Origin of the sequence: Intestinibacillus sp. Marseille-P6563 (genome assembly GCF_900604335.1) — a bacterium.
Classification (GTDB): Bacteria; Bacillota; Clostridia; order Oscillospirales; family Butyricicoccaceae; genus Butyricicoccus_B.
In genome coordinates this window covers 1,354,546-1,373,403 of sequence record NZ_UWOD01000002.1, presented here as the reverse complement: position 1 = coordinate 1,373,403, position 18,858 = coordinate 1,354,546, and the positions used below count along the sequence as shown (strand labels likewise).

Genomic DNA, 18,858 nt, shown 5'->3' with positions numbered 1-18,858 from the left:
GTCACATCGATTCTGGTTCGGTTGTGATGTCCGGTTCCACATTTTCCAAAAGCAGGTCGTTCGCGCCCTGCTCATCCAGCATCTGCAAAACTGGATAAAATGTATCTGGTTCCATCCACGGGACATCGCCAAATTCATTATAAAAATAGATTTCTCCCGGGTCGCTGCGCGACTGGTAGACACTTATATAACTGCCGATCTCGCGGTATTCCTCCAAAGCATCCGGGTCGAGTGTCGTACCACCCTCGATCTGCTCCGGATTTATCGAGATCATCCACCAGATATAATCGGACGCCGGATATTCCTCCGGGAAGGTCATATCTTCTTCGGTGTTTTGGAAGGCCGTATACCAGCCAGACTCCACATAATCGCCCGCCTGGATTTGATATTGCTCATTTTCGGTAAACAGGAAAACCGTAAACGTTTCTTCACTGGAAAGCCATGCGCCGCCATAGGGGAAATCCATCGGTTCGGCTTCGGCGACATCATAGGAAAAATCCAGATTATCAACCACATTGGCCACCACAGCAAAGAGTATCGGTATCACATTGATCGCAATCACAGCCAAAATCACGATCAGAACAACGATCTTGCTGGTGCCGCGCTTGGCGTTTCGCTCGGCATTGCCACCCAAACTTGTGACCTTCACCGCATCTTTGGATGCCTTATTGGGACGTGAAACCGAAGGCCGCGCCAGTTCACCAGTGGTTTTCGCCAATCGAGAAGCATCTTTTTGGAATGCGGGTTTGCGCGCCCCACACATAGGACATTCGCGCTCGCTGTCATCATAATGGATGCCACACTGCGGACATTTCATAGAAAAAGCCCCCTTTCCTCTTCTTTCAGAATACCAGAGAATAGGGGGCTTTTCAAGTACGATTCGGTTACGCTGCGAGCAGAGTATACACCCAATAGCCGAGCACCAGGGCGCCCAGCACGATGCGGTACCAGCCAAACACCTTGAAGTCGTGGCGCTTGACGTAACCCATCAGGAAGCGGATGGCCAGGAGCGATACGATATAGGCCACCACGGTACCAATGATGAGCAACAGCCATTCAAACCCGGTATACGCAAAGCCGAGTTTGAAAAATTTGAGCAGACTTGCACCAAACATAACGGGCACAGCCAGGAAAAACGTAAATTCAGCCGCCGCCGGGCGGGAAATGCCGATGGCGATGCTGCCCAGAATGGTCGCGCCCGAGCGCGAAGTGCCCGGGAAAATGGCGGCAATCAGCTGGAATACGCCGATGATGAACGCATCGCCGTAGGTGATGTCATGCACCTTGAGCGCACGCGGCGCCTGACCGCCGTTGCGGTTTTCCACCGCGATGAACGCGACACCAAAGACGATCAGGGCAATACCGACCGTCTGGAAGTTGTAAAACATGGCGTTGAGCTGCTCGTCAAACAGCACGCCGATGACAGCTGCCGGCACGCAGGCGATGATGATCTTGAGCCACAGACGGAACACCTGCGGATCGGCCACCACCCGACCATGGCGGGTGCGCCGCAAGGGGATGAACCGTTTCCAATAAATCGTCAGTACGGCCAAAATCGCGCCGAACTGGATGACGACAAAAAACAATTCCTTAAATGCTTCGGATGCGTCGAGCTGTAAAAATTCATCGACCAGGATCATGTGGCCGGTGCTCGACACGGGCAGCCATTCGGTGATGCCCTCCACGATGCCCAGGAATATGGCCTTTAATATCTCGATCATGCAAAATCTCCTGTCTTGCCGGCGGCAAACCCGGCTTTTTCTTTATCCTATGCCAAATGCAGATTGGTTATTCGGTGCGCTTGAAGACCCCTTCGGCTGCACCCGACAGGGTGATTGCACCGTCGGCGTACGTGAAGGTGATGTTGTTTTCTTCGTCGGTCGCCGTGTTGCCCATGCCGCGGGCCACACCGTTCTGATCGTCCAGCATGTACTCGAACGAGCGCTCATCCATGGGGATGAGTTCAAGCGTGCGGGTGCCATCCGAGAACGTACCTTCCCAATCGACGATCGCATCGGTCGCCGGGTCATACAGCTGGAAATCGGAATAATCGGTCAGCTTATTTTCGCCGGCATAGTTGAACTTCTCACCGGTGCGCTTGTTGACCGCCACCTGGCCAACTGCCGTGTTATCCGACTTCTGTGCCACCAGGAATACATAATATCCTTCTCCATCGACTTCGACCTTGGTGCTGCCGTCCAGAATCATATATGTATCGGTGTCAATGGTTTCGGCCAGCAGGTTGCGGGCATCGGACACCGACATATCCGGGCTTTCGGTCACGATCTCAGGCGACGCATCCGGCTGTACGTCGGACACGGGCAGGGAGGACGAAACCGGCTCCACATCCGAAGATGCGGCATACCCTTTTCCTTTTTCACATCCGCCCAGCGCGAACAGGCAGATCGCTGCCAAAGCGATCCAAGCAATCGATTTACGCATAAGAATTGCCTCCTTTGGAAACTGCACAGACGTGCAGCACGGCGCCGGCACAGCCGGCCCCGGTCATTCGGTTGGGGAAAACGCAAAGGTTCTCTTGTTATCATACCGGACTTTTCCCCAAAAGGCAACTACAATTTCTTTACAGGACTTTTACCGCTGTACCGGGTACGGTGAACCAGAATTCAATACCGCCCTCGACATTGCGGGCCCCGCAGGCGCCGCCCAGCACCTCGGCCATGGCTTTGACGATGCTCAAACCCACGCCGCTGCCGCCCAGCGCGCGCGAGCGCGCCTTGTCGGTGCGGTAGAATTTTTCCCACAGACGGGGCAGCTCGTCCTCGGAAACACCTTCGCCTTCATTAAATACCGTGATGGTCGTGCCCACACTGTTTTGCTCGGCCTTGATCTTCACCGCACCGCCCTCGGGCGTATAACGGATAGCGTTGGTCAAATAATTGTCCACCACCTGCGAAAGCATGGTATCGTCGGTGTGGGCATGCAGGCCGCAGGGCGTATACTGTACCTTCAGGCTGCGGCCTTCGGACAACACCGCCGTTTTTTCCACGGCCGCGCCGATGAGTTCATCCAGGTCAACGTCGGACAGATTGGGTGTTTCGCGCCCGAGTTCCAGTTTGGAAAGGCTCAAAAGCTGCATGACCAGGTTGTTCATGCGCACTGCTTCATCCGAAATGGTCGAGCAGTAGTAATCACGGTCCTCGGGTGTTTCGGCAATGCCTTCTTTCAGACCCTCGGCATAGCCCTGGATGAGGGCGATCGGGGTCTTGAGTTCATGCGAGACATTGACGATAAATTCCTGCCGCATGGCGTCTATTTTTTCCTTTTCCTTGATTTCCTGGCCGAGTTTCCAGTTGGAGCGCCGCAGTTCGGCGATGGTTTCCTCCAGATGCTCGGACAGACGGTTAATCGACTGGCCGAGCTGACCGATCTCGTCGCGCACCGGGCCGTCGTATTTTTTGGAAAAGTCCAGGTCGGCCATGGCATTGGCCACATTGCCGATGGCAATGAGCGGCCGGGTGAAATGCCGCGCCACAAAAAACGCCAGGCCCATACAGATGATGAGTGTCAGCCCGCCCGAAATGCCCAGGAAGAACATATTAAATGTAGAGTTCTGTTCCATATAGGTAAACGGGATGCGCGCGACCACATAGCCGCTGTCCATCTGGCCGACCAAACACAGGAATTCCTCGCTGCGCTTTTTGTCATAGACGTTGACAAAATCAATGCCCTGCTTTTTCATCTTGTCCACATCGACGGCCTGAAAGGCGCTTTCCACAACTGAAAGCCCATAAAACAGGGTTTCCTGCGAGCTGTCGATGCCGGTGAGCTGCTCGCGCAGCACCGAGTCATAGCTGACCGTGCCGTCGCTGCCCACCAGGGTCAGGCGCACACCTTCGGTGTCCTCGCTCTGGATAATCTGATTGAGCAGGGCGTCGTTGCCCTCATCGCTGGCGTGCAGAATGTCCTCATAGGTATCCTGCAAGGCGCGTTCGCGCTGCCAGAGGTAATAATCATCATACAGCGTTACGTTGAGCAGGGTCAGCACGCCGACAAAAGCAATGGCGATTGCACAGATGGCGGCGAAAAATTTAAATTTGATCGAATGGCGCATGGCTGCGTCTCCCTTCATTTCCCGGGGAATCGGCAAAAAAAGGGGACGGACAAGCCGTCCCCCCTGGTTTATTTTTCTTCCTGCTGGTCGATCTCGTCGAACGCCTCAGCAGCCGATTTGCCGCCATACAGGATGGCGAAAACACCGGGCATATACTTATCAAACATATTGAACCCGACATAGGTCAGACGGGTGACGATCGAATCGGCCAGACCCTGTTCCGGTTCAAACACACCCACCGATTTATAGCTGAGTTCTCCGTCGGACATATCCATCTGGAAATTGCCCAGAAGCAGCACATAATTGACGCGGGTGAGATATTCGCTGACCGCCTCCCGCTTGTTTTCGGGGATATTCATGGGCAGGATGGTGGTAAACAGCGCAGTGCGCGGGTTGACGATGCGCGCGACAAAGCGCACGTCGGGGGACACCTCGGTATTCATGGAAAAGCGGATCATGCCGCGTTCCTCATCGGTGGAAAAATTGAGCTCTTCGGCCTCATAGACCTGCTTTACAGACAAAATATCAAATGCCATCGGGGATGCACCCTCCTTCTGAAAGTTCTGTCCTTAGTATACCACAAAAGGGCAGCGCTTTCATCGGGCAATTTCAGATTTCAAAGCGGTAGCCATAGCCGCGCACGGTCTCGATCTTGCTGCCGTATTCGCCCAGCTTGGCGCGCAGCTTTTTAATGTGGGTATCCACCGTACGCAGGTCGCCGAAATAATCGTATCCCCACACGGCATTCAAAATCTTTTCGCGCGACAGGGCGATGCCGCGGTTGTTTTTAAAGTAGACCATGAGTTCATATTCCTTGGGCGTCAGGCCGATGTCGGCGCCATGCACCCGCACTTCGTGCCGGGCTTCATCGATGTCCAGTTCGCCAAAGCTGTCCGCCTGTTCCTGCTGCGGGCCGATGGCCCGGGCGAGCAGGTTTTTCACCCGTGCACACAGCACCAGCGGCGAAAACGGCTTGGTGACATAATCGTCCGCGCCGCCCTGCAAGCCGTGTAGCTGGTCGAGTTCCTCAGCGCGGGCGGTCAGCATCATGACCGGAAGCCGTCGGGTGCGCTCGTCCTGCCGGATGCTTTTCAGTACGGCAAAGCCATCCGCGCCCGGCATCATCACATCCAAAATCGCCAGATCGATCTCATTGTGCTGGCGCAGCAGCTCCAGCGCCATGGTGCCATCCTCGGCTTCGAGCATGGTGTGGCCGTCTCGTTTTAAAAAATCGGACACCAGACGCCGGATACGCGCCTCGTCGTCCGCAATCAGAATCACTGCCATGGGGTTCACTTCCCTTCCTTATGCCGTTAGTATACCGTAAAATTTTGAATATTGAGTGAACAAACCAAACTTTTTTGCAAAAAAATTCTCCAGCGGCTAGGGACCGCTGGAGAAGGGTAGGGGATCAGTGATTTAATACCATCGCACGCTTTAAAATGTCGATCGAATAGAGGTGGCCTTCCATCATGCTCATGGTCAGGTCTTCCATCTCGAGGGATACGACATCATTATAACCGGACATGCGAACAACCGACAAAAATTCGCTCCACCACTGCTCGTTATGACCCGAGCCGACGGCGACGAAGTTCCAAGCGCGGCGCGCAAAGTCGTGGATGGTCTTGGTGTCGAGTACACCGTTGGGGTCGACGAGGTAGCGTTCCAGACGGGAGTCCTTGCCGTGTACATGATACAGCGCACCGGCAGCCCCCAGCACACGGGCTGCCGCCATCGGGTCACCCGACTGCCAGAACATATGCGACGGGTCGAGGTTCATGCCCACCATGGGACCGACCGCTTCGCGCAGCTTAAGGCAGGTCTCTACATTATATACAAGCTGACAGGGGTGGTTTTCCAGTGCGATTTTTTCGATACCGCACTCCTTGGCCAGCGCCACCAGACGGGTCCATTCGGGGATGGCAACTTCCTCCCACTGGTACTTGAGGACGTCCTGGGTTTCCGGCGGCCACGAGGTGGTCACCCAAACCGGGGTCTTGTCGCCCTTGCAGCCAGCCGGCAGGCCGCTCATCATGACGATCTTCTTAACGCCCAGCTCGCCGGCCAGACGGAAGGTCTTTTCGGTTACGTCCATATCGTGCTCGTAGGCGAGCGGGTTGCCTGCACAGTTGAGCGAATCGAGCGTCAGACCGCGGGCGGTGATCTCTTTATACCATTTATCGCGCGCGCCCTTATCGCTGACGACCGTGTCCAGGTCGATGTGCGGCGCGGCCGACCAGTTGCCGGTCGCGATCTCGAGCAGGGGGATTTCCTGCTGTACGCAGAAGTCGAGCGCTTCTGTATAAGGAAGGGTCAGGGTACAGGTCTTGATGCCAAGTTTCATAACAGCATTCCTCATTTCTCCGGATGTCTTGCCTTCTCAGGCAACTCTATTACTTCTTCGGCCTTATTTTAGCATAGCGACACGTGCCCGTTCAAGTATTTTGCAATATTTTTTTGATTAAAATATCTCGGCAGTTATTTACTTGCGCCCGCGGGTGTGCTATCATGAAGATACCGGAAGAGAAGACCGGATTTTGAGATTTGGAAAAAGCCCTCGTTTTGCGAAAGGAGAAAAGATCGTTATGCTGAATGTTGGTGTAATCGGCTGCGGCGGCATGGGCCGCGACCACGTTCGCCGTCTAACCCACGTGATCACCTCGACCAAGGTGGTCGCTGTGTCCGATGTTTTTGAAGAAGGCGGCCGCAAGGTGGCCGATCAGTATGGTGTGAAGTTCTATAAGGATGGCGTGGACCTCATCCATGACCCCGAAGTCGATGCGGTCGTTGTATGCACCGCCGATGAATTCCATGCCCCGCTGGTGCTCGCATGCATCGAAGCAGGCAAGTACGTATTCTGTGAAAAGCCCCTCGCACCCACGGCCGATGACTGCATGAAGGTCATCAAAGCCGAAATGGCGTTCGGCCGCCGTCTGGTACAGGTTGGCTTTATGCGCCGCTACGACAACGGCTATCGTGCGATGAAGAAATTCATCGACGAAGGCAAGATCGGCGCGCCGCTGCTCATTCACGCCTGCCACCGTAATTTCAGCCATGTCCCGGGTCATACCTCGGATATGACCATCGCAAACTCGGGTGTTCATGAACTGGACGTACTGCGCTGGCTGCTCGGCGAAGATTATGTTGCCGGCGGCGTCATCTGCGGCAAGCAGAACCGTGGGGAAGATCCGGCTGTCCTGCTCGACCCGCAGGTCATGATTCTGGAAACCAAGTCGGGCGTCCGTATTGATGTAGAGATCAACCAGCATGCCGGCTACGGCTACGACATTCAGTGCGAAGTTGTCGGTGAAAAGGGCGTTGTTTCGCTGCCTGACCCGGCCACCATCCACACCCGTCTGGACTGCCAGGCCGGTTATGAGGTTTATCATGACTGGACCCAGCGCTTTATCCAGGCGTATGACACCGAATTTGAAGAATGGGCACAGTCGGTCGCAGAAGGCAAGCTGGTCGGCCCGTCGGCGTGGGATGGCTATGCTGCCTGCCTGGGCGCAGATGCCTGCAACCGTGCACGCAACGAAGGCAAGTATATGCTGCCCATCGAACTGGAAGAGACCCCGGCATTCTATCGCTAAGCATTCAAAAAGGGAAACGAGCCGATCGTTTCCCTTTTTCTGCATATCCGGCCCCTTGAGGCTTTTCAGGAGGAATGAGCTATGAATCAGTATGAAATCCAAGGCACCGGCATCCGCATTTCCAGCCTGTCGCTGGGCACCTGGGCGTTTTCGGGCGCGAAAATCTGGGGGGCAGGGGACGACAAGGAAGCCATCCGCACGGTGCACTGTGCGATGGAGCGCGGCATCAACCTGTTTGACACCGCCGAAAAATACGGAAACGGCAAAGCCGAAGAGGTTTTGGGCGAAGCTCTCAAAGGCCGCCGCGACCGCGCCGTGGTCGCCACCAAGATCTTTACCGACAAACTCCACCACGATGATGTCATCGCCCATTGCGATGCCAGCTTAAAACGCCTGCAAACCGACTATATTGATCTGTATCAGATCCATTGGCCCAACCCGCACATTCCGCTCGAGGAAACCTTCGGCGCTTTCGAAGAACTCAAACGGGCCGGAAAAATCCGTGCCGCCAGCGTATGCAACGCCGGACCGAACTGTATCCGCGAGATGGCGCCGTATGGCGTGGCTATGAACCAGCTGCCGTATGCGCTCATCTGGCGCGTGGCCGAAAAAAAAAATCATTCCGGCGACTGAGCAGGCCGGTGTACCCGTGTGGGCGTATGTGCCGCTGGCCCAGGGGCTGCTCACCGGTAAATTCCGCTCAATCGACGATGTGCCCATGGGCCGCCGCGAAACACGCTTTTATAGTAGCCGCTGGCAGCAGGGTCTGCACCATGATCCAGGCTTTGAAACCGAGATTTTTGCCTTTTTGGATGAACTTGATGCTTTGTGCAAGCGTGGAGGCGTGACACCCGCCCAAGTTGCGCTGCAATTTCTCAAACGCCGGCCCATTGTCAAGAGCATTCTGATGGGCGCACGGTCCATCCGGCAGCTGGAACAGAACCTGGATGCTTATGCAGCCGATGTGCCGGACGATCTGATGGAAGAAATTGAGCACGCTTCCGAGCCGCTGCGCGACGGAATGGGAGAAAATGCCGATTTGTGGATCAGCGACAACGGTGGCCGCTTTTATTAACGCTTTCTTCACGAAATACCGTTTTCTTATCGAAAACGGTATTTTTTTATTCTTTCCGCTATTTCTAGTCACTTTTCATTCAGTTTTTCCCGCAAATCGCGTTTTTCCCAAACATTGGATTTTCTATGCGCTTTTCGTGCCATATCGGTGTCAATTCAGGCCTTATGACCTTCTAAAGCCTAGAAAATGGATATTTCCCGACAAATCTGCGTCTTCGGCAGTGCGCCGGCAAAACCATGAATTTCGATTTTCCAGTTTGCTTCCAATTTGCGTTTGCTTTCTATCCAAAACCGTTGTCTTTTGATACAACATCGTCGGAACACCCCAGCAACGGATATTTTGATAGCACCATTTTGCAGAATCTATCCAACCGACCGCCATTGTGCCGATTCAATTGTGACTTGTCTAAAATAAAGTCGTTTAGACCAATATTCGGCGAAAAACCCGGGAAAAACGAACTAGAATTTTGTTTCAAATCCTCTGCTGTCTTGACAGTTTCACTGCAATATTATGCAGTTTGTCTGGAAATAAACAATTTCTATGCACGATTGGCCTGCGTGCCAAAAAAGTTGGCTACTCCACTGTTTTCGTAGGATTCGCCCAAGGACGGGCCTTTGCGCAGGACTAAGCCTAGTGTGCTCACCGGGGGACATCCCCTACATGGACCCCCATCCAGCCCGCCTTGGATATACTGCATGATGCGGGAGATTTGCATGCCGGAAGCCATCGGCCCCACATTATTTTTATGGTATATACCGCATAGATTACCACCCCTCTGTTGCCGCCCAAACTCGGTGCTCAGGCGCAAGAATGTGTAATTTCCGTCTCCTGCGTAAATAACATATTGACTTATTTATATTTTTTCAGATGGCGCCGATCTTCTTTTGTTTGCCGCGCTGCGGCAGGACTTTTGTTTCTTGTTAAACCAACAGTCAAAAAGTTTTGAAAGCCCGCTTTTTCCTTTTCCACGCGCCAAATGTCCTTTTCCCAATATCTGTTCTTCCTTCACAAATCATGGTCCTATTTTTTATGGAATGTGACGGTTTGCATAAATTTTTTTTAAAAATCGTTGACTTTTTTAGCAGGAATGATATGATGGGGTTACTCCACGAGGGTAACAAACTTACTATCTCAAATCAAGAAAGGGAGCAGTTATTATGGATTTTACGTTGAGCAAAGAGCATCGCGCGCTGCAAGAGAAAGCAAGAGAATTTACCGAACAGGTACTCTTCCCGTATGAGATGGAGTGTGAGGAGAATAACGGCATTTCTCCTGAAACCCATAAGTACATTAACGATCAGGTAATGAAGTGGGGCTTCAATGCGACCAACCATTCGAAGGAACACGGCGGCACTGGTTACACCCTGTTTGAGCAGGCTCTGATCAGCGAGCAGCTCGGTATGTCTACCGGCGCTATCTGGGACGCAGTTCCGCAGCCTTCTTTCCCGATGAAGTTCGGTACCAAGGAACAGATCGAAGAGTATCTGATTCCGACCTGTCAGTGCAAGCGCCGCGACGCTTACGCTATCACCGAAGCTGACGCAGGTTCTGACCCGACTCAGTGCCAGACCACGGCTGTTAAGTGTGACGGCGGTTATAAGATCAACGGTGAAAAGTGGTACGTAACCGTAGGTAACATCGCTGACTATCTGCTGGTACATACCCATCTCGATGGCGATCCGGACAAGGCAACTGTATTCTTCGTAGAGAAGGACACCCCGGGCGTAAGCATCAAGCGTACTCCGGAATTCACCCACCACTTTGCATTTAAGCATCCGGAATTCACCTTCGACAACGTAGTTGTTGACGAATCCAAGATCCTGAAGGGCATCGGCGAAGGCTTCAACATGACCAAGGACTGGTTCGTAGAAGCTCGTCTGGGTATCGCTGCTCGCTGCGTAGGCGGCGCAGAGCGTGTCCTGAAGGTTGCTAACGAATGGGCTGCAGAGCGCGTACAGGGCGGCCGCATCATTCGTGACTACCAGGTTATCGAGCATATGCTGGTTGACATGACCATGGACATCATGGCTGCTAAGAGCCTGCTGTACCGTGTATGCTGGGAGATCTCCGGCGATATGGACCGCAAGCTGAAGCATGCTAGAGCTTCTGCTATCAAGCTGTGGTGCTCTGAAATGGTTAACCGTGTTACCGATAAGGGCGTTCAGATCCTGGGCGGCCGCGGCTACATGAGAGAGAACCCGGTAGAACGTCTCTGGAGAGACCAGCGTGTTGACCGTATCTGGGAAGGTACTTCCGAGATTCAGCGCAACGTTATCGGCGGCCAGATCAAGAAGCGCGGTATCGAGCTGTACACCGGCTGGGCTTACGAAGAATAAGAACCCGTGAGGCTTGTTTCTCACAGTAATAGGAGGTTTATATGTTCCCGTTAGAAGGAATTCGAGTTCTCGATTTAATGACACTTTCCGGTTACTGCGGGATGGAACTGGCTGATTACGGAGCGGAAGTTATTAAAGTGGAGTCGCCCGACGGAGGCGACCCACTGCGGACACTGGTGCCATTGAAAAATGGCACCAGTGCTCATCATGCCTTCCGTGATCGTGGCAAAAAGAGTATCACGCTTAATCTGCGGCATCCTGAAGGGAAAGAAATCTTTAAAAAGCTGGTGGCTACGGCCGATGTAGTTTTGGAAAATTTCCCTCCCAACACGATGGAAGAACTTGGCTTAGGCTATCAGGAACTGTCGGCTATCAAACCATCTCTTGTATATGGACGCATTTCTGCGTATGGCTCGACCGGCGAAGGGGCAAATACTCCCCAGTATGACCTGATTGCGCAGGCAAAGAGCGGCGTTATGCACTTTACCGGTTTCCCGGAAAACCCGCCCACCCGCATTGGCTTCTCGATTTCGGAACGCTATGCGGCTAGCTTCCTGTCCTCCGCTGTATGCCTGGCGATCTATAACGCCAGAACTACCGGAGAAGGCCAGATGGTCGAAACCACGCTTTGCGGTTCGGCGATCGCCATTTCGGAAGATAAGGTCATTACTTACGGCGCTACAAAGGAAGATCCGATGCGTACGGGCAATGCTCACCCGCTGATCAACCCGTATGATATCCTCAAGTGCAAAGACGGTTACGTAGCCATGGGTATTTCTTCGGATGCCCAGTGGATGAAGTTCTGCAATGCATTCAATTGTCCTGCTGAATGGACAGAGGATGAAAAATACTGCTCGAACCTGGTTCGAGGTTATCATTATTTCGGCGACCTGCGCGTCAAGTTGGAAGATCTGTTCTCCAACTACACCATGCAGGAAATTGCCGACATCTGCGATCAGGCTCTTATCCCGGGCACGATGTGCAGCACGACCAAGGAAGCGCTGCAGCAGCCGCAGCTCCAGGTAAGAAACATGATCGTGACAGTGAAGGATTCGACTCTTGGCGATCTGGAAATGCCGGGCAAGCCGGTGAAGTTCTGCAATCAGGAAGAAGAGCCTTTGCGTACAGCGCCCGAAGTTGGGGAACAGAACGCACAGCTTTATGCCGCTTTGGGGATTGATTCCGCTAAGCTCGAAGGTCTGCAAAAAGAAGGCGTTATCTAAACAACTGGGGTGGATAAACCTGAGAACGTAATTAAGGAGAGTGAAAAATGAAGAAGGGACCTCTCGAAGGGATTAAAGTTCTTGATTTTTCTCAAGTTTTATCTGCACCGTTCTGTGGCATGATGCTGGCAGACATGGGAGCAGAGGTAATCAAAATCGAGCGGCCTGGGCTCGGCGATATTTCCCGCGAATACGGGCCATATGCCAATGACATCAGTTTGTATTTCTGCCAGTACAATCGAGGTAAGAAGGGAATTGCAATCGACATGCGGTCGGAAGAGGGCAAGAAGGTTGTCCTGGATCTGGTCGCGCAAGTAGATGTCGTAATTGAGAACTTTAAGGCTGGTACCCTGGAAAAACTGGGAATCGGCTATGATAAGATGCTCGAAGTAAACCCCGGCCTAATTTACGGATCGATCTCCGGTTTTGGCACTTACGGTCCCCTGTCGCACCTGCCGTGCATGGACATCATCGCAGCGGCTCGCAGCGGTCTGGTTGGACAGAGTGGCAATGCGGATGAAGCACCGATTAAGCCTGGTTTCTCGCTGTGCGATACCTGGGCTGGATTGCAGCTGTTCCGTGGCCTTTCGATGGCGCTGCTGCACAAGCAGAAGACCGGCGTAGGTCTTCGCGTTGACATTGCAATGCTGGACTGCGCATTCTATATGTGTGAAGCGCCTGTCCTGGAACACTCGCTGACCGGCGAATTTACCCCAAGAACGGGCAACCATCATGCGTGGTATGCACCCTATGGTGAATTTGCGGCAAGCGATGGCAATGTGGTGCTCACCGTGACCAAGGAGGAAGAGTGGGCAGCACTCTGCCGGACTTTGGGTCTGGATGCCCTTGTGGCAGACCAGCGCTTCTGCAACAATGAGTTGCGGGTGCAGAACAGGGATGCGCTGATCGTGGAGCTTGAAAAGGCAACCAGTGTCATGGGTCGCTATGACATTGAAAAGAAACTGCTCGAAGCTGGCGTTCCGGCGGCAGCGGTGCAGTCGTTGCAAGAATTTGACAACAACCCACAAACGAAAACATTAAATGTTATAACGCAGGTCAATCAGCTTGGCGTAGGTGAGTACACGGTTACCAATACGCCCATCCTTTTCAGTAAAACACCGGTTAACCCGGATGCTTCGGCACCTGGCTTCCCGGGTGCGAACAGCCGTGAAATTCTGACAGAGCTGGGATACAGCGCAGAACGGATCGAAAGTCTGCTCGCGGATGGAGCCGTACATCAAGCAGGTTGATCATTGTCATGGGTACAACTTATGGATCCATCTAATGTTCATTGCCTGAATCAACGGAGCATATGAGCATTAGATGGATTTTTTTGAAAGGGATATTGTTGTGGAACGTATTTCACTAGTTACTCCTGATAAGGCAAAATGCGTAAAATGCAGCGCATGTGCCGAAATTTGTCCCATGCGCGTCATTCGAATGGGGACGGACGGCTATCCGGAATCGATCAGCAATGCATTTAAAACGTGCATTAACTGTGGTTATTGTGTGGACGTTTGCAGCTTCGGCGCACTGTCACACCGGGTACGTAAACGTTCGAATAATTCGGATGCCGCATTAAGACGCTTGAAGAGGATCAAGGAAAACCGACTGAAGCGAGGAGATTTGAAGAAATGAGGAGTGATTGCTTTTTCTTCTGTCCGGTCCGCGTCCGCTTCGGAGAAGTAGACCGGCAGGGTATTGTCTACAATGGCAATTATGTAGTCTATACCGACCTGGCATTTGAAGAATTTCTCCGCTCGAAAGGGTATTCCTATCGCGAACTGGCTGAAAAGTATGATTCAGAGGTGTGCCATAGAAAGGCGACCTATGAATATGTTTCCAGCGCTTATGAGGGAGATACGCTGGAAGTTGGTATCAGCAAGATCAAAGTTGGCAACCGGAGCTTTACCATTCAGTTTGAGATTTACCGAGAAGGGGAAGACGACCTAATTCTCCTGTGCGAATCGGTATATGTCGGATATGACGTGGAAAACCGGTGCAGCCGCCCAATTACCGACTTGATGCGATCTCTTCTAAGTTCATAACTGTAACTTGACAGTATGGGGAGGCGAACCATAAGATGGATAATAACTCGAAAAAAACCAAAAATTCGGACGTAGAAGTTGGCCTAATTATCGTTAGTGTTGCGATCCTGATCGTATTTATCATCTTCATGATCCTCAACCCCGAATCTACATTAAATGCAATTACCTCCTTCTTTAATGTAATGATTTCCGGGCTTGGACCGATCTTCGAAGTAGTAGCCTTCATATCTTTTCTTGTTGGCCTCTATTTTTGTTTCGGAAAATATGGTAAAATACGTTTGGGGAATTGTAAACCGGAGTATTCCAATTTCAGCTACTTTGCTATGATGCTGCTGGCATCGCTGGCATCGGCTGCACTGTATTGGTCTTTCACCGAATGGGCCAGCTACTATCAGGCGCCCGGTCTCGGCATGGAGCCGTTTAGTGTAGAAGCATTGGAGTCCTCCCTTGGCTATCAGTTTTTCCACTGGGGCATTGTCAACCAGGCCATGTACACGGTTATGGGCGTGGCAATTGCCTATGGCGTATATGTTCGAAAGATTCCTTCCTTCCAGACCAGCGCCGTTTGCTGCGCAATGCTGGGTGAGAAGGTCAAAGGCAAGACAGCGATCGGTAAGGTCATTGACTTCCTGGTTATTTTCGGCATCCTTGGCGCGCTGAGTTCTTCTCTGGGTCTGGCGGTTCCGCTCGCAACTGGTGGTTTGAAGCAGTTGTTTGGCATCGAAGCGACACCGCCCGTCCAAATCGGCATTATCGCATTCATTGCCGTTGTATATTCGATCACTGCATACCTGGGCACTGCAAAGGGCATGCAGGTTATCAGTAACATCACTTCGGTTGTCTGTGTATTCTTCCTTCTGTATGTCCTGTTCATGGGCCCGACGACCTTCATCCTGAAGAACATCGTCAACTCCATGGGACATATGATCGAAAAACTGCCGCGTATGTCCTTGTTTACCGACCCCATCAACAATACGGGCTTCCCGGAAGCATGGACCATCTACTTCGTTGCATTCTACCTCAACTACGTTGCGATGATGGGTATCTTCATTGCAAAGGTTTCCAAGGGTAGAACTATCCGCGAAGTTGCAGTTTACACCATGTTCATCATGACCGCCGGCGGTATCGGCATCTTCGGTATCAACGGCAGCTTCTCGATCTTCACCCATCTGTCCGGTGAGGTCGACGTAGTTGGTCTGGTCAACAGCGGCGTTGGTGACGCAGCGATTTACGGCATTATGTCGGTTCTGCCGCTTGGTAAAACGCTGCTTCCGTTCCTGATTCTGGTCCTGATCGTCGGTTTTGTGGCTCCGTCCATGGACTCGGCTTCGCTGGCATTGGCCGAAACGGTTACCAAACGAGGCACGCCAAAAATGGCACTTCGTCTGTTCTTCTGTATTTTGCTTGCAGTTATCCCGATGTCGATCATCCTGGTTGGCGCGGAATTTACGGCAATCAAAAACATCGCGATCATTATTTCGGCACCATTCCTCATTATTTTGGCAGGCACTATGATTGGCCTGCTCAAATGGCTCAAACATGACGAGCGCAGTGGTCTGCATGCTGAAATTTTGGCCATCCAAGAAGCGGAAGAAAAGCAGGAAGAACTGGCGAAGGAAAACAAGAAAAAAGAAGAACTGGTTCAAGAAAAGGTTTAAATTTCACAAGTTAATCTAATGGCACAACGAATACGTATGCGGCATTTTGCCGCATGCGTATTTGTTGAATTTACAGGCAGGGAGACACTTAGAAATGGTAAGAGATTTATATTACGGAGAAGATGCGAGAAATCGGCTGCAGGCAGGCGTAGATCAGCTTGCGGACACGGTGAAAGTCACCTTGGGTCCCACGGGCCGGAATGTTTTGGTGAACAAGTCTTCCGGAGTGCCGATCATTACAAATGCCGGCGCGAGTGTTACGAAAAATTTTGAACTGAATGACACTGCGGAAGATTTGGGCGCACAGCTCATCAAGCAGGTCGCGGCCAAAACCAGCGAAGCGGTTGGCGATGGCACCACGACTGCTATTCTGTTATCGCAGAGCATCATCCGGGAGGGTCTGAAGAACCTTGCCGCAGGAGCCAATCCCATTCTGCTGCGCCGCGGTATTCATGGCGCAGTCAATGCCAGTGTACAAGCCCTTCGGGAGCAGGCCCGTCCGCTCGACGGCAGCCAGGACATTATGCACGTTGCTGGCATTTCGGGTACCGATGAATCTCTGGGCCAAATGATCGCCGATATTATGGACGAAGTCGGCCAGGACGGCGTTATCACCGTGGAAGAATCCAAGACCATGGAAACCACGTTTGACATCATCAAGGGCATCCGGTTTGACCAGGGCTATCTGTCCTCTTATATGGTCAGCGACCAGGAAAAGATGGAAGCCGTGATGGAAAATCCGTATATCCTGTTTACCGATAAGAAGATCACCACGCTGCAGGAGATCATCCCGATTCTGGACCGTGTGGCGCAGCAAAAGGCTCCGCTGCTGATCGTTGCCGACAACGTAGACGGCGAAGCCCTCAAGGCGCTCATCATCAATAAGCTGCAGGGCGCAATCGATGTGGTCGCTGTCCGCGCACCGGGCTTTGGCGAACGCAAAAAGGCTCTGGTAGACGATCTGGCGCTGCTGACCGGCGCAACGGTCGTCCGCGAAGAAATCGGTTACGATCTGAGCCAGGCTACCCTGGGCATGCTGGGCCGTGCCGAAAAGGTCACGGTCACCAAATCCGGCACCCTGATCCTCAATGGCGCAGGCGATCCGGCTGCCATTGCAGAACGCACCGAGGAAGTTCGTCGGATGTTGGCCAAGGCTGCCGATGAGTTCGCAGTAGACCGTGCCAAGGAACGTCTGGGCAAGCTGACGGGTGGCGTTGCGGTCATCCGTGTGGGCGCGATTTCCGATGTGGAACTGAAGGAAAAGAAGCGCTGCGTGGAAGACGCTCTGCGTGCAGTACATGCGGCCGCTGAAGAAGGTATTGTTGCCGGCGGCGGTGTTGCTCTGTGCAGCGTCATCCCGCAGGTGGAGGCTTATGCCAATACGCTGGAAGGGGACGAAAAGGTCGGCGCACAGATCATTCGGCAGGCCTTGGAAATCCCGGCGCGTCAGATCGCGGAAAATGCCGGTTTTGATGGCAGCGTTGTCGTCGCGGAGATTTTGGGCCGCGGCAATGGCGTTGGTCTGGATGTCCTCAAGGGTGAATATGTGCCCATGCTGGAATCGGGCATCGTAGACCCGGCCAAGGTCACCCGTCTGGCACTGGAAAATGCCGCTTCGATGGCATCCACCTTCCTGACCACCGAAGCCGATATTGTTGACCCGGTTGATGAATCCTGGGTTCTGCCGGGCGGCGAAATCCGCACCCGTGCACCCCGCAAATTCCCGATCAAAAAGTAAAAAAAACGCGGTCCTCCGGCATACGGCTCGGAGGGCCGTTTTTTACATCAAAAAAAGAGCGGACGCTTGTCCGCTCTTTTGCGTTGTTTACGAATCGCCGTAAATATAGTCGTTGATGTCCTGCGCAGCCTTGTCCAAATCGTAAACGATATACTGTTCCTGGCTGCCGCCGTATTCCCATTCGCCATCCTTGGGCACACGGCTATGCTCCATCTGCGGCTGGCCGTTTGCAAACAAGCCCTTGGCCAGCGAAACCATCTCACTCTTTTTCAGCGATGTGGTCACATAAGGCAGCAGACGCGGCATCATCGCCACCAGTTCGGTAATCGACTTGTCCTGCACGGTTTCAAACATGGCTTCCAGCACAATGGACTGTCGTTCCACACGTCCCCAGTCATCGCCCGTGCCACCCTTTCGGATGCGTGCATAGGTCATGGCCTGGATGCCGTTGAGGTGCTGGTACCCGGCTTCTTCGATCAGTTCAGGCTCCATATCAAAGGATTCATAGTATTCCTTGATATATTTGTTGGCCTCGACCCGCTCGGCTTCGGATACATCGATATCCACGCCGCCGACTTCCCCGATGAGGTTGGCCATCTGGACGAAGTTGACTTCGGCATAGTCGGTGATATTCAAATCAAACGTCTGGTTGATGGTCTTAATGGCCAGTTCCGGGCCGCCATAGCTGTATGCATGGCATAATTTCTGGGTGCCATGGCCTTCGATCTCGACTTCGCTGTCACGCATGAGGGAAATCAGCTTGATGGTGCCCGTATCGGCGTTGACCGACATGACCATCATACAGTCCGACCGGGTCGGCTCATCCGGCCGGGTATCGATACCAAACAAGGCGATGTTGGTAATGCCCGATGCCGGTTTGGCACTGACGGCCAAATCCTCATCCGACAACCCTTCCAGCGAATTATCGTACGTATAGGAAAACAGAAAACGATAGACGAACAGCCCGACGGTAATCGCCAGCGTCGTCAGCACAGCCAGCAGCAGGCAGCGGCGCACAATACGCATCAATCTACGAAATGACATACTTCCTCCAGACCCAGCCCTTTTTGAGTAAGACGCACACGGTCGCGCCGCCCGAAAAACAGGCGGCGCGA

Annotated in this window: 18 protein-coding genes; 10 read left to right on the top strand and 8 right to left on the bottom strand. The window is 52.9% G+C overall.

From position 1 onward, the window contains the following. Position 1 precedes the first annotated feature (1 nt). From EFB11_RS14990 to EFB11_RS14960, 7 genes are all read right to left on the bottom strand, one after another. On the bottom strand, positions 2-817 hold the full coding sequence (locus EFB11_RS14990) for a zinc ribbon domain-containing protein (RefSeq protein ID WP_122791104.1): 816 nt from the start codon (positions 815-817) through the stop codon (positions 2-4). Between the two features lie 67 nt (positions 818-884). Continuing rightward, positions 885-1,721: an undecaprenyl-diphosphate phosphatase gene (locus EFB11_RS14985; protein WP_122791103.1), complete on the bottom strand. Its 837-nt coding sequence runs from the start codon at positions 1,719-1,721 to the stop codon at positions 885-887. Between the two features lie 67 nt (positions 1,722-1,788). Next, positions 1,789-2,442, bottom strand: a complete 654-nt coding sequence (locus tag EFB11_RS14980) for a hypothetical protein (RefSeq protein ID WP_122791101.1) — start codon at positions 2,440-2,442, stop codon at positions 1,789-1,791. 139 nt (positions 2,443-2,581) lie between these two features. After that, positions 2,582-4,072, bottom strand: coding sequence for a sensor histidine kinase (locus EFB11_RS14975; protein ID WP_164706796.1), 1,491 nt, complete (start codon positions 4,070-4,072; stop codon positions 2,582-2,584). A gap of 68 nt (positions 4,073-4,140) precedes the next feature. Then, complete coding sequence (locus EFB11_RS14970) at positions 4,141-4,608, bottom strand: YbjN domain-containing protein (protein ID WP_122791097.1); 468 nt, start codon at positions 4,606-4,608, stop codon at positions 4,141-4,143. A 73-nt stretch (positions 4,609-4,681) separates the two neighbouring features. After that, positions 4,682-5,359, bottom strand: coding sequence for a response regulator transcription factor (locus EFB11_RS14965; RefSeq protein ID WP_122791095.1), 678 nt, complete (start codon positions 5,357-5,359; stop codon positions 4,682-4,684). A gap of 124 nt (positions 5,360-5,483) precedes the next feature. Further along, positions 5,484-6,416 (bottom strand): sugar phosphate isomerase/epimerase family protein, encoded by a 933-nt coding sequence (locus EFB11_RS14960; RefSeq protein ID WP_122791093.1) that lies wholly within the window; start codon positions 6,414-6,416, stop codon positions 5,484-5,486. A gap of 241 nt (positions 6,417-6,657) precedes the next feature. Between EFB11_RS14960 and EFB11_RS14955 the strand changes: the two genes are divergently transcribed. The 10 genes from EFB11_RS14955 to groL all read left to right on the top strand — a co-directional run bounded on the left by EFB11_RS14955 (position 6,658) and on the right by groL (position 17,743). Beyond that, positions 6,658-7,665 carry a Gfo/Idh/MocA family oxidoreductase gene (locus EFB11_RS14955; protein WP_122791092.1) on the top strand — a complete coding sequence of 336 codons (1,008 nt, stop codon included), beginning with the start codon at positions 6,658-6,660 and terminating at the stop codon, positions 7,663-7,665. 81 nt (positions 7,666-7,746) lie between these two features. Then, a complete protein-coding gene (locus EFB11_RS17425; RefSeq protein ID WP_122791090.1) occupies positions 7,747-8,298 on the top strand; it encodes an aldo/keto reductase in 552 nt (183 codons plus the stop codon). A gap of 16 nt (positions 8,299-8,314) precedes the next feature. Further along, a complete protein-coding gene (locus EFB11_RS17420; protein WP_279220557.1) occupies positions 8,315-8,740 on the top strand; it encodes an aldo/keto reductase in 426 nt (141 codons plus the stop codon). Between the two features lie 1,157 nt (positions 8,741-9,897). Then, positions 9,898-11,076 carry an acyl-CoA dehydrogenase family protein gene (locus tag EFB11_RS14940; RefSeq protein WP_122791087.1) on the top strand — a complete coding sequence of 393 codons (1,179 nt, stop codon included), beginning with the start codon at positions 9,898-9,900 and terminating at the stop codon, positions 11,074-11,076. Between the two features lie 41 nt (positions 11,077-11,117). Next, complete coding sequence (locus EFB11_RS14935; RefSeq protein WP_122791084.1) at positions 11,118-12,299, top strand: CaiB/BaiF CoA transferase family protein; 1,182 nt, start codon at positions 11,118-11,120, stop codon at positions 12,297-12,299. Positions 12,300-12,346: 47 nt separating this feature from the next. Further along, positions 12,347-13,549, top strand: a complete 1,203-nt coding sequence (locus EFB11_RS14930) for a CaiB/BaiF CoA transferase family protein (RefSeq protein ID WP_122791082.1) — start codon at positions 12,347-12,349, stop codon at positions 13,547-13,549. A 73-nt stretch (positions 13,550-13,622) separates the two neighbouring features. Beyond that, entirely contained in the window at positions 13,623-13,937 is a 315-nt protein-coding gene (locus EFB11_RS17570) for a 4Fe-4S dicluster domain-containing protein (protein WP_122791080.1), read from the top strand. Continuing rightward, positions 13,934-14,347: an acyl-CoA thioesterase gene (locus EFB11_RS14920; protein ID WP_122791078.1), complete on the top strand. Its 414-nt coding sequence runs from the start codon at positions 13,934-13,936 to the stop codon at positions 14,345-14,347. The genes EFB11_RS17570 and EFB11_RS14920 overlap by 4 nt, the downstream gene beginning before the upstream one ends. Positions 14,348-14,382: 35 nt before the next feature. Further along, a complete protein-coding gene (locus EFB11_RS14915) occupies positions 14,383-16,005 on the top strand; it encodes a BCCT family transporter (RefSeq protein ID WP_122791076.1) in 1,623 nt (540 codons plus the stop codon). Positions 16,006-16,099: 94 nt separating this feature from the next. Next, entirely contained in the window at positions 16,100-17,743 is a 1,644-nt protein-coding gene (groL, locus tag EFB11_RS14910) for a chaperonin GroEL (protein ID WP_122791074.1), read from the top strand. Between the two features lie 87 nt (positions 17,744-17,830). Here groL and EFB11_RS14905 read toward each other — a convergent pair whose 3' ends face one another. Beyond that, a complete protein-coding gene (locus EFB11_RS14905; RefSeq protein ID WP_122791072.1) occupies positions 17,831-18,787 on the bottom strand; it encodes an LCP family protein in 957 nt (318 codons plus the stop codon). Positions 18,788-18,858 lie beyond the last annotated feature (71 nt).

Bases quoted from the DNA above. Each gene is read 5' to 3' on its own strand.
- EFB11_RS14990 (WP_122791104.1), bottom strand. From the start codon at position 817: ATGAAATGTCCGCAGTGTGGCATCCATTATGATGACAGCGAGCGCGAA.
- EFB11_RS14985 (WP_122791103.1), bottom strand. From the start codon at position 1,721: ATGATCGAGATATTAAAGGCCATATTCCTGGGCATCGTGGAGGGCATC.
- EFB11_RS14980 (WP_122791101.1), bottom strand. From the start codon at position 2,442: ATGCGTAAATCGATTGCTTGGATCGCTTTGGCAGCGATCTGCCTGTTC.
- EFB11_RS14975 (WP_164706796.1), bottom strand. From the start codon at position 4,072: ATGCGCCATTCGATCAAATTTAAATTTTTCGCCGCCATCTGTGCAATC.
- EFB11_RS14970 (WP_122791097.1), bottom strand. From the start codon at position 4,608: ATGGCATTTGATATTTTGTCTGTAAAGCAGGTCTATGAGGCCGAAGAG.
- EFB11_RS14965 (WP_122791095.1), bottom strand. From the start codon at position 5,359: ATGGCAGTGATTCTGATTGCGGACGACGAGGCGCGTATCCGGCGTCTG.
- EFB11_RS14960 (WP_122791093.1), bottom strand. From the start codon at position 6,416: ATGAAACTTGGCATCAAGACCTGTACCCTGACCCTTCCTTATACAGAA.
- EFB11_RS14955 (WP_122791092.1), top strand. From the start codon at position 6,658: ATGCTGAATGTTGGTGTAATCGGCTGCGGCGGCATGGGCCGCGACCAC.
- EFB11_RS17425 (WP_122791090.1), top strand. From the start codon at position 7,747: ATGAATCAGTATGAAATCCAAGGCACCGGCATCCGCATTTCCAGCCTG.
- EFB11_RS14940 (WP_122791087.1), top strand. From the start codon at position 9,898: ATGGATTTTACGTTGAGCAAAGAGCATCGCGCGCTGCAAGAGAAAGCA.
- EFB11_RS14935 (WP_122791084.1), top strand. From the start codon at position 11,118: ATGTTCCCGTTAGAAGGAATTCGAGTTCTCGATTTAATGACACTTTCC.
- EFB11_RS14930 (WP_122791082.1), top strand. From the start codon at position 12,347: ATGAAGAAGGGACCTCTCGAAGGGATTAAAGTTCTTGATTTTTCTCAA.
- EFB11_RS17570 (WP_122791080.1), top strand. From the start codon at position 13,623: ATGGATTTTTTTGAAAGGGATATTGTTGTGGAACGTATTTCACTAGTT.
- EFB11_RS14920 (WP_122791078.1), top strand. From the start codon at position 13,934: ATGAGGAGTGATTGCTTTTTCTTCTGTCCGGTCCGCGTCCGCTTCGGA.
- EFB11_RS14915 (WP_122791076.1), top strand. From the start codon at position 14,383: ATGGATAATAACTCGAAAAAAACCAAAAATTCGGACGTAGAAGTTGGC.
- groL (WP_122791074.1), top strand. From the start codon at position 16,100: ATGGTAAGAGATTTATATTACGGAGAAGATGCGAGAAATCGGCTGCAG.
- EFB11_RS14905 (WP_122791072.1), bottom strand. From the start codon at position 18,787: ATGTCATTTCGTAGATTGATGCGTATTGTGCGCCGCTGCCTGCTGCTG.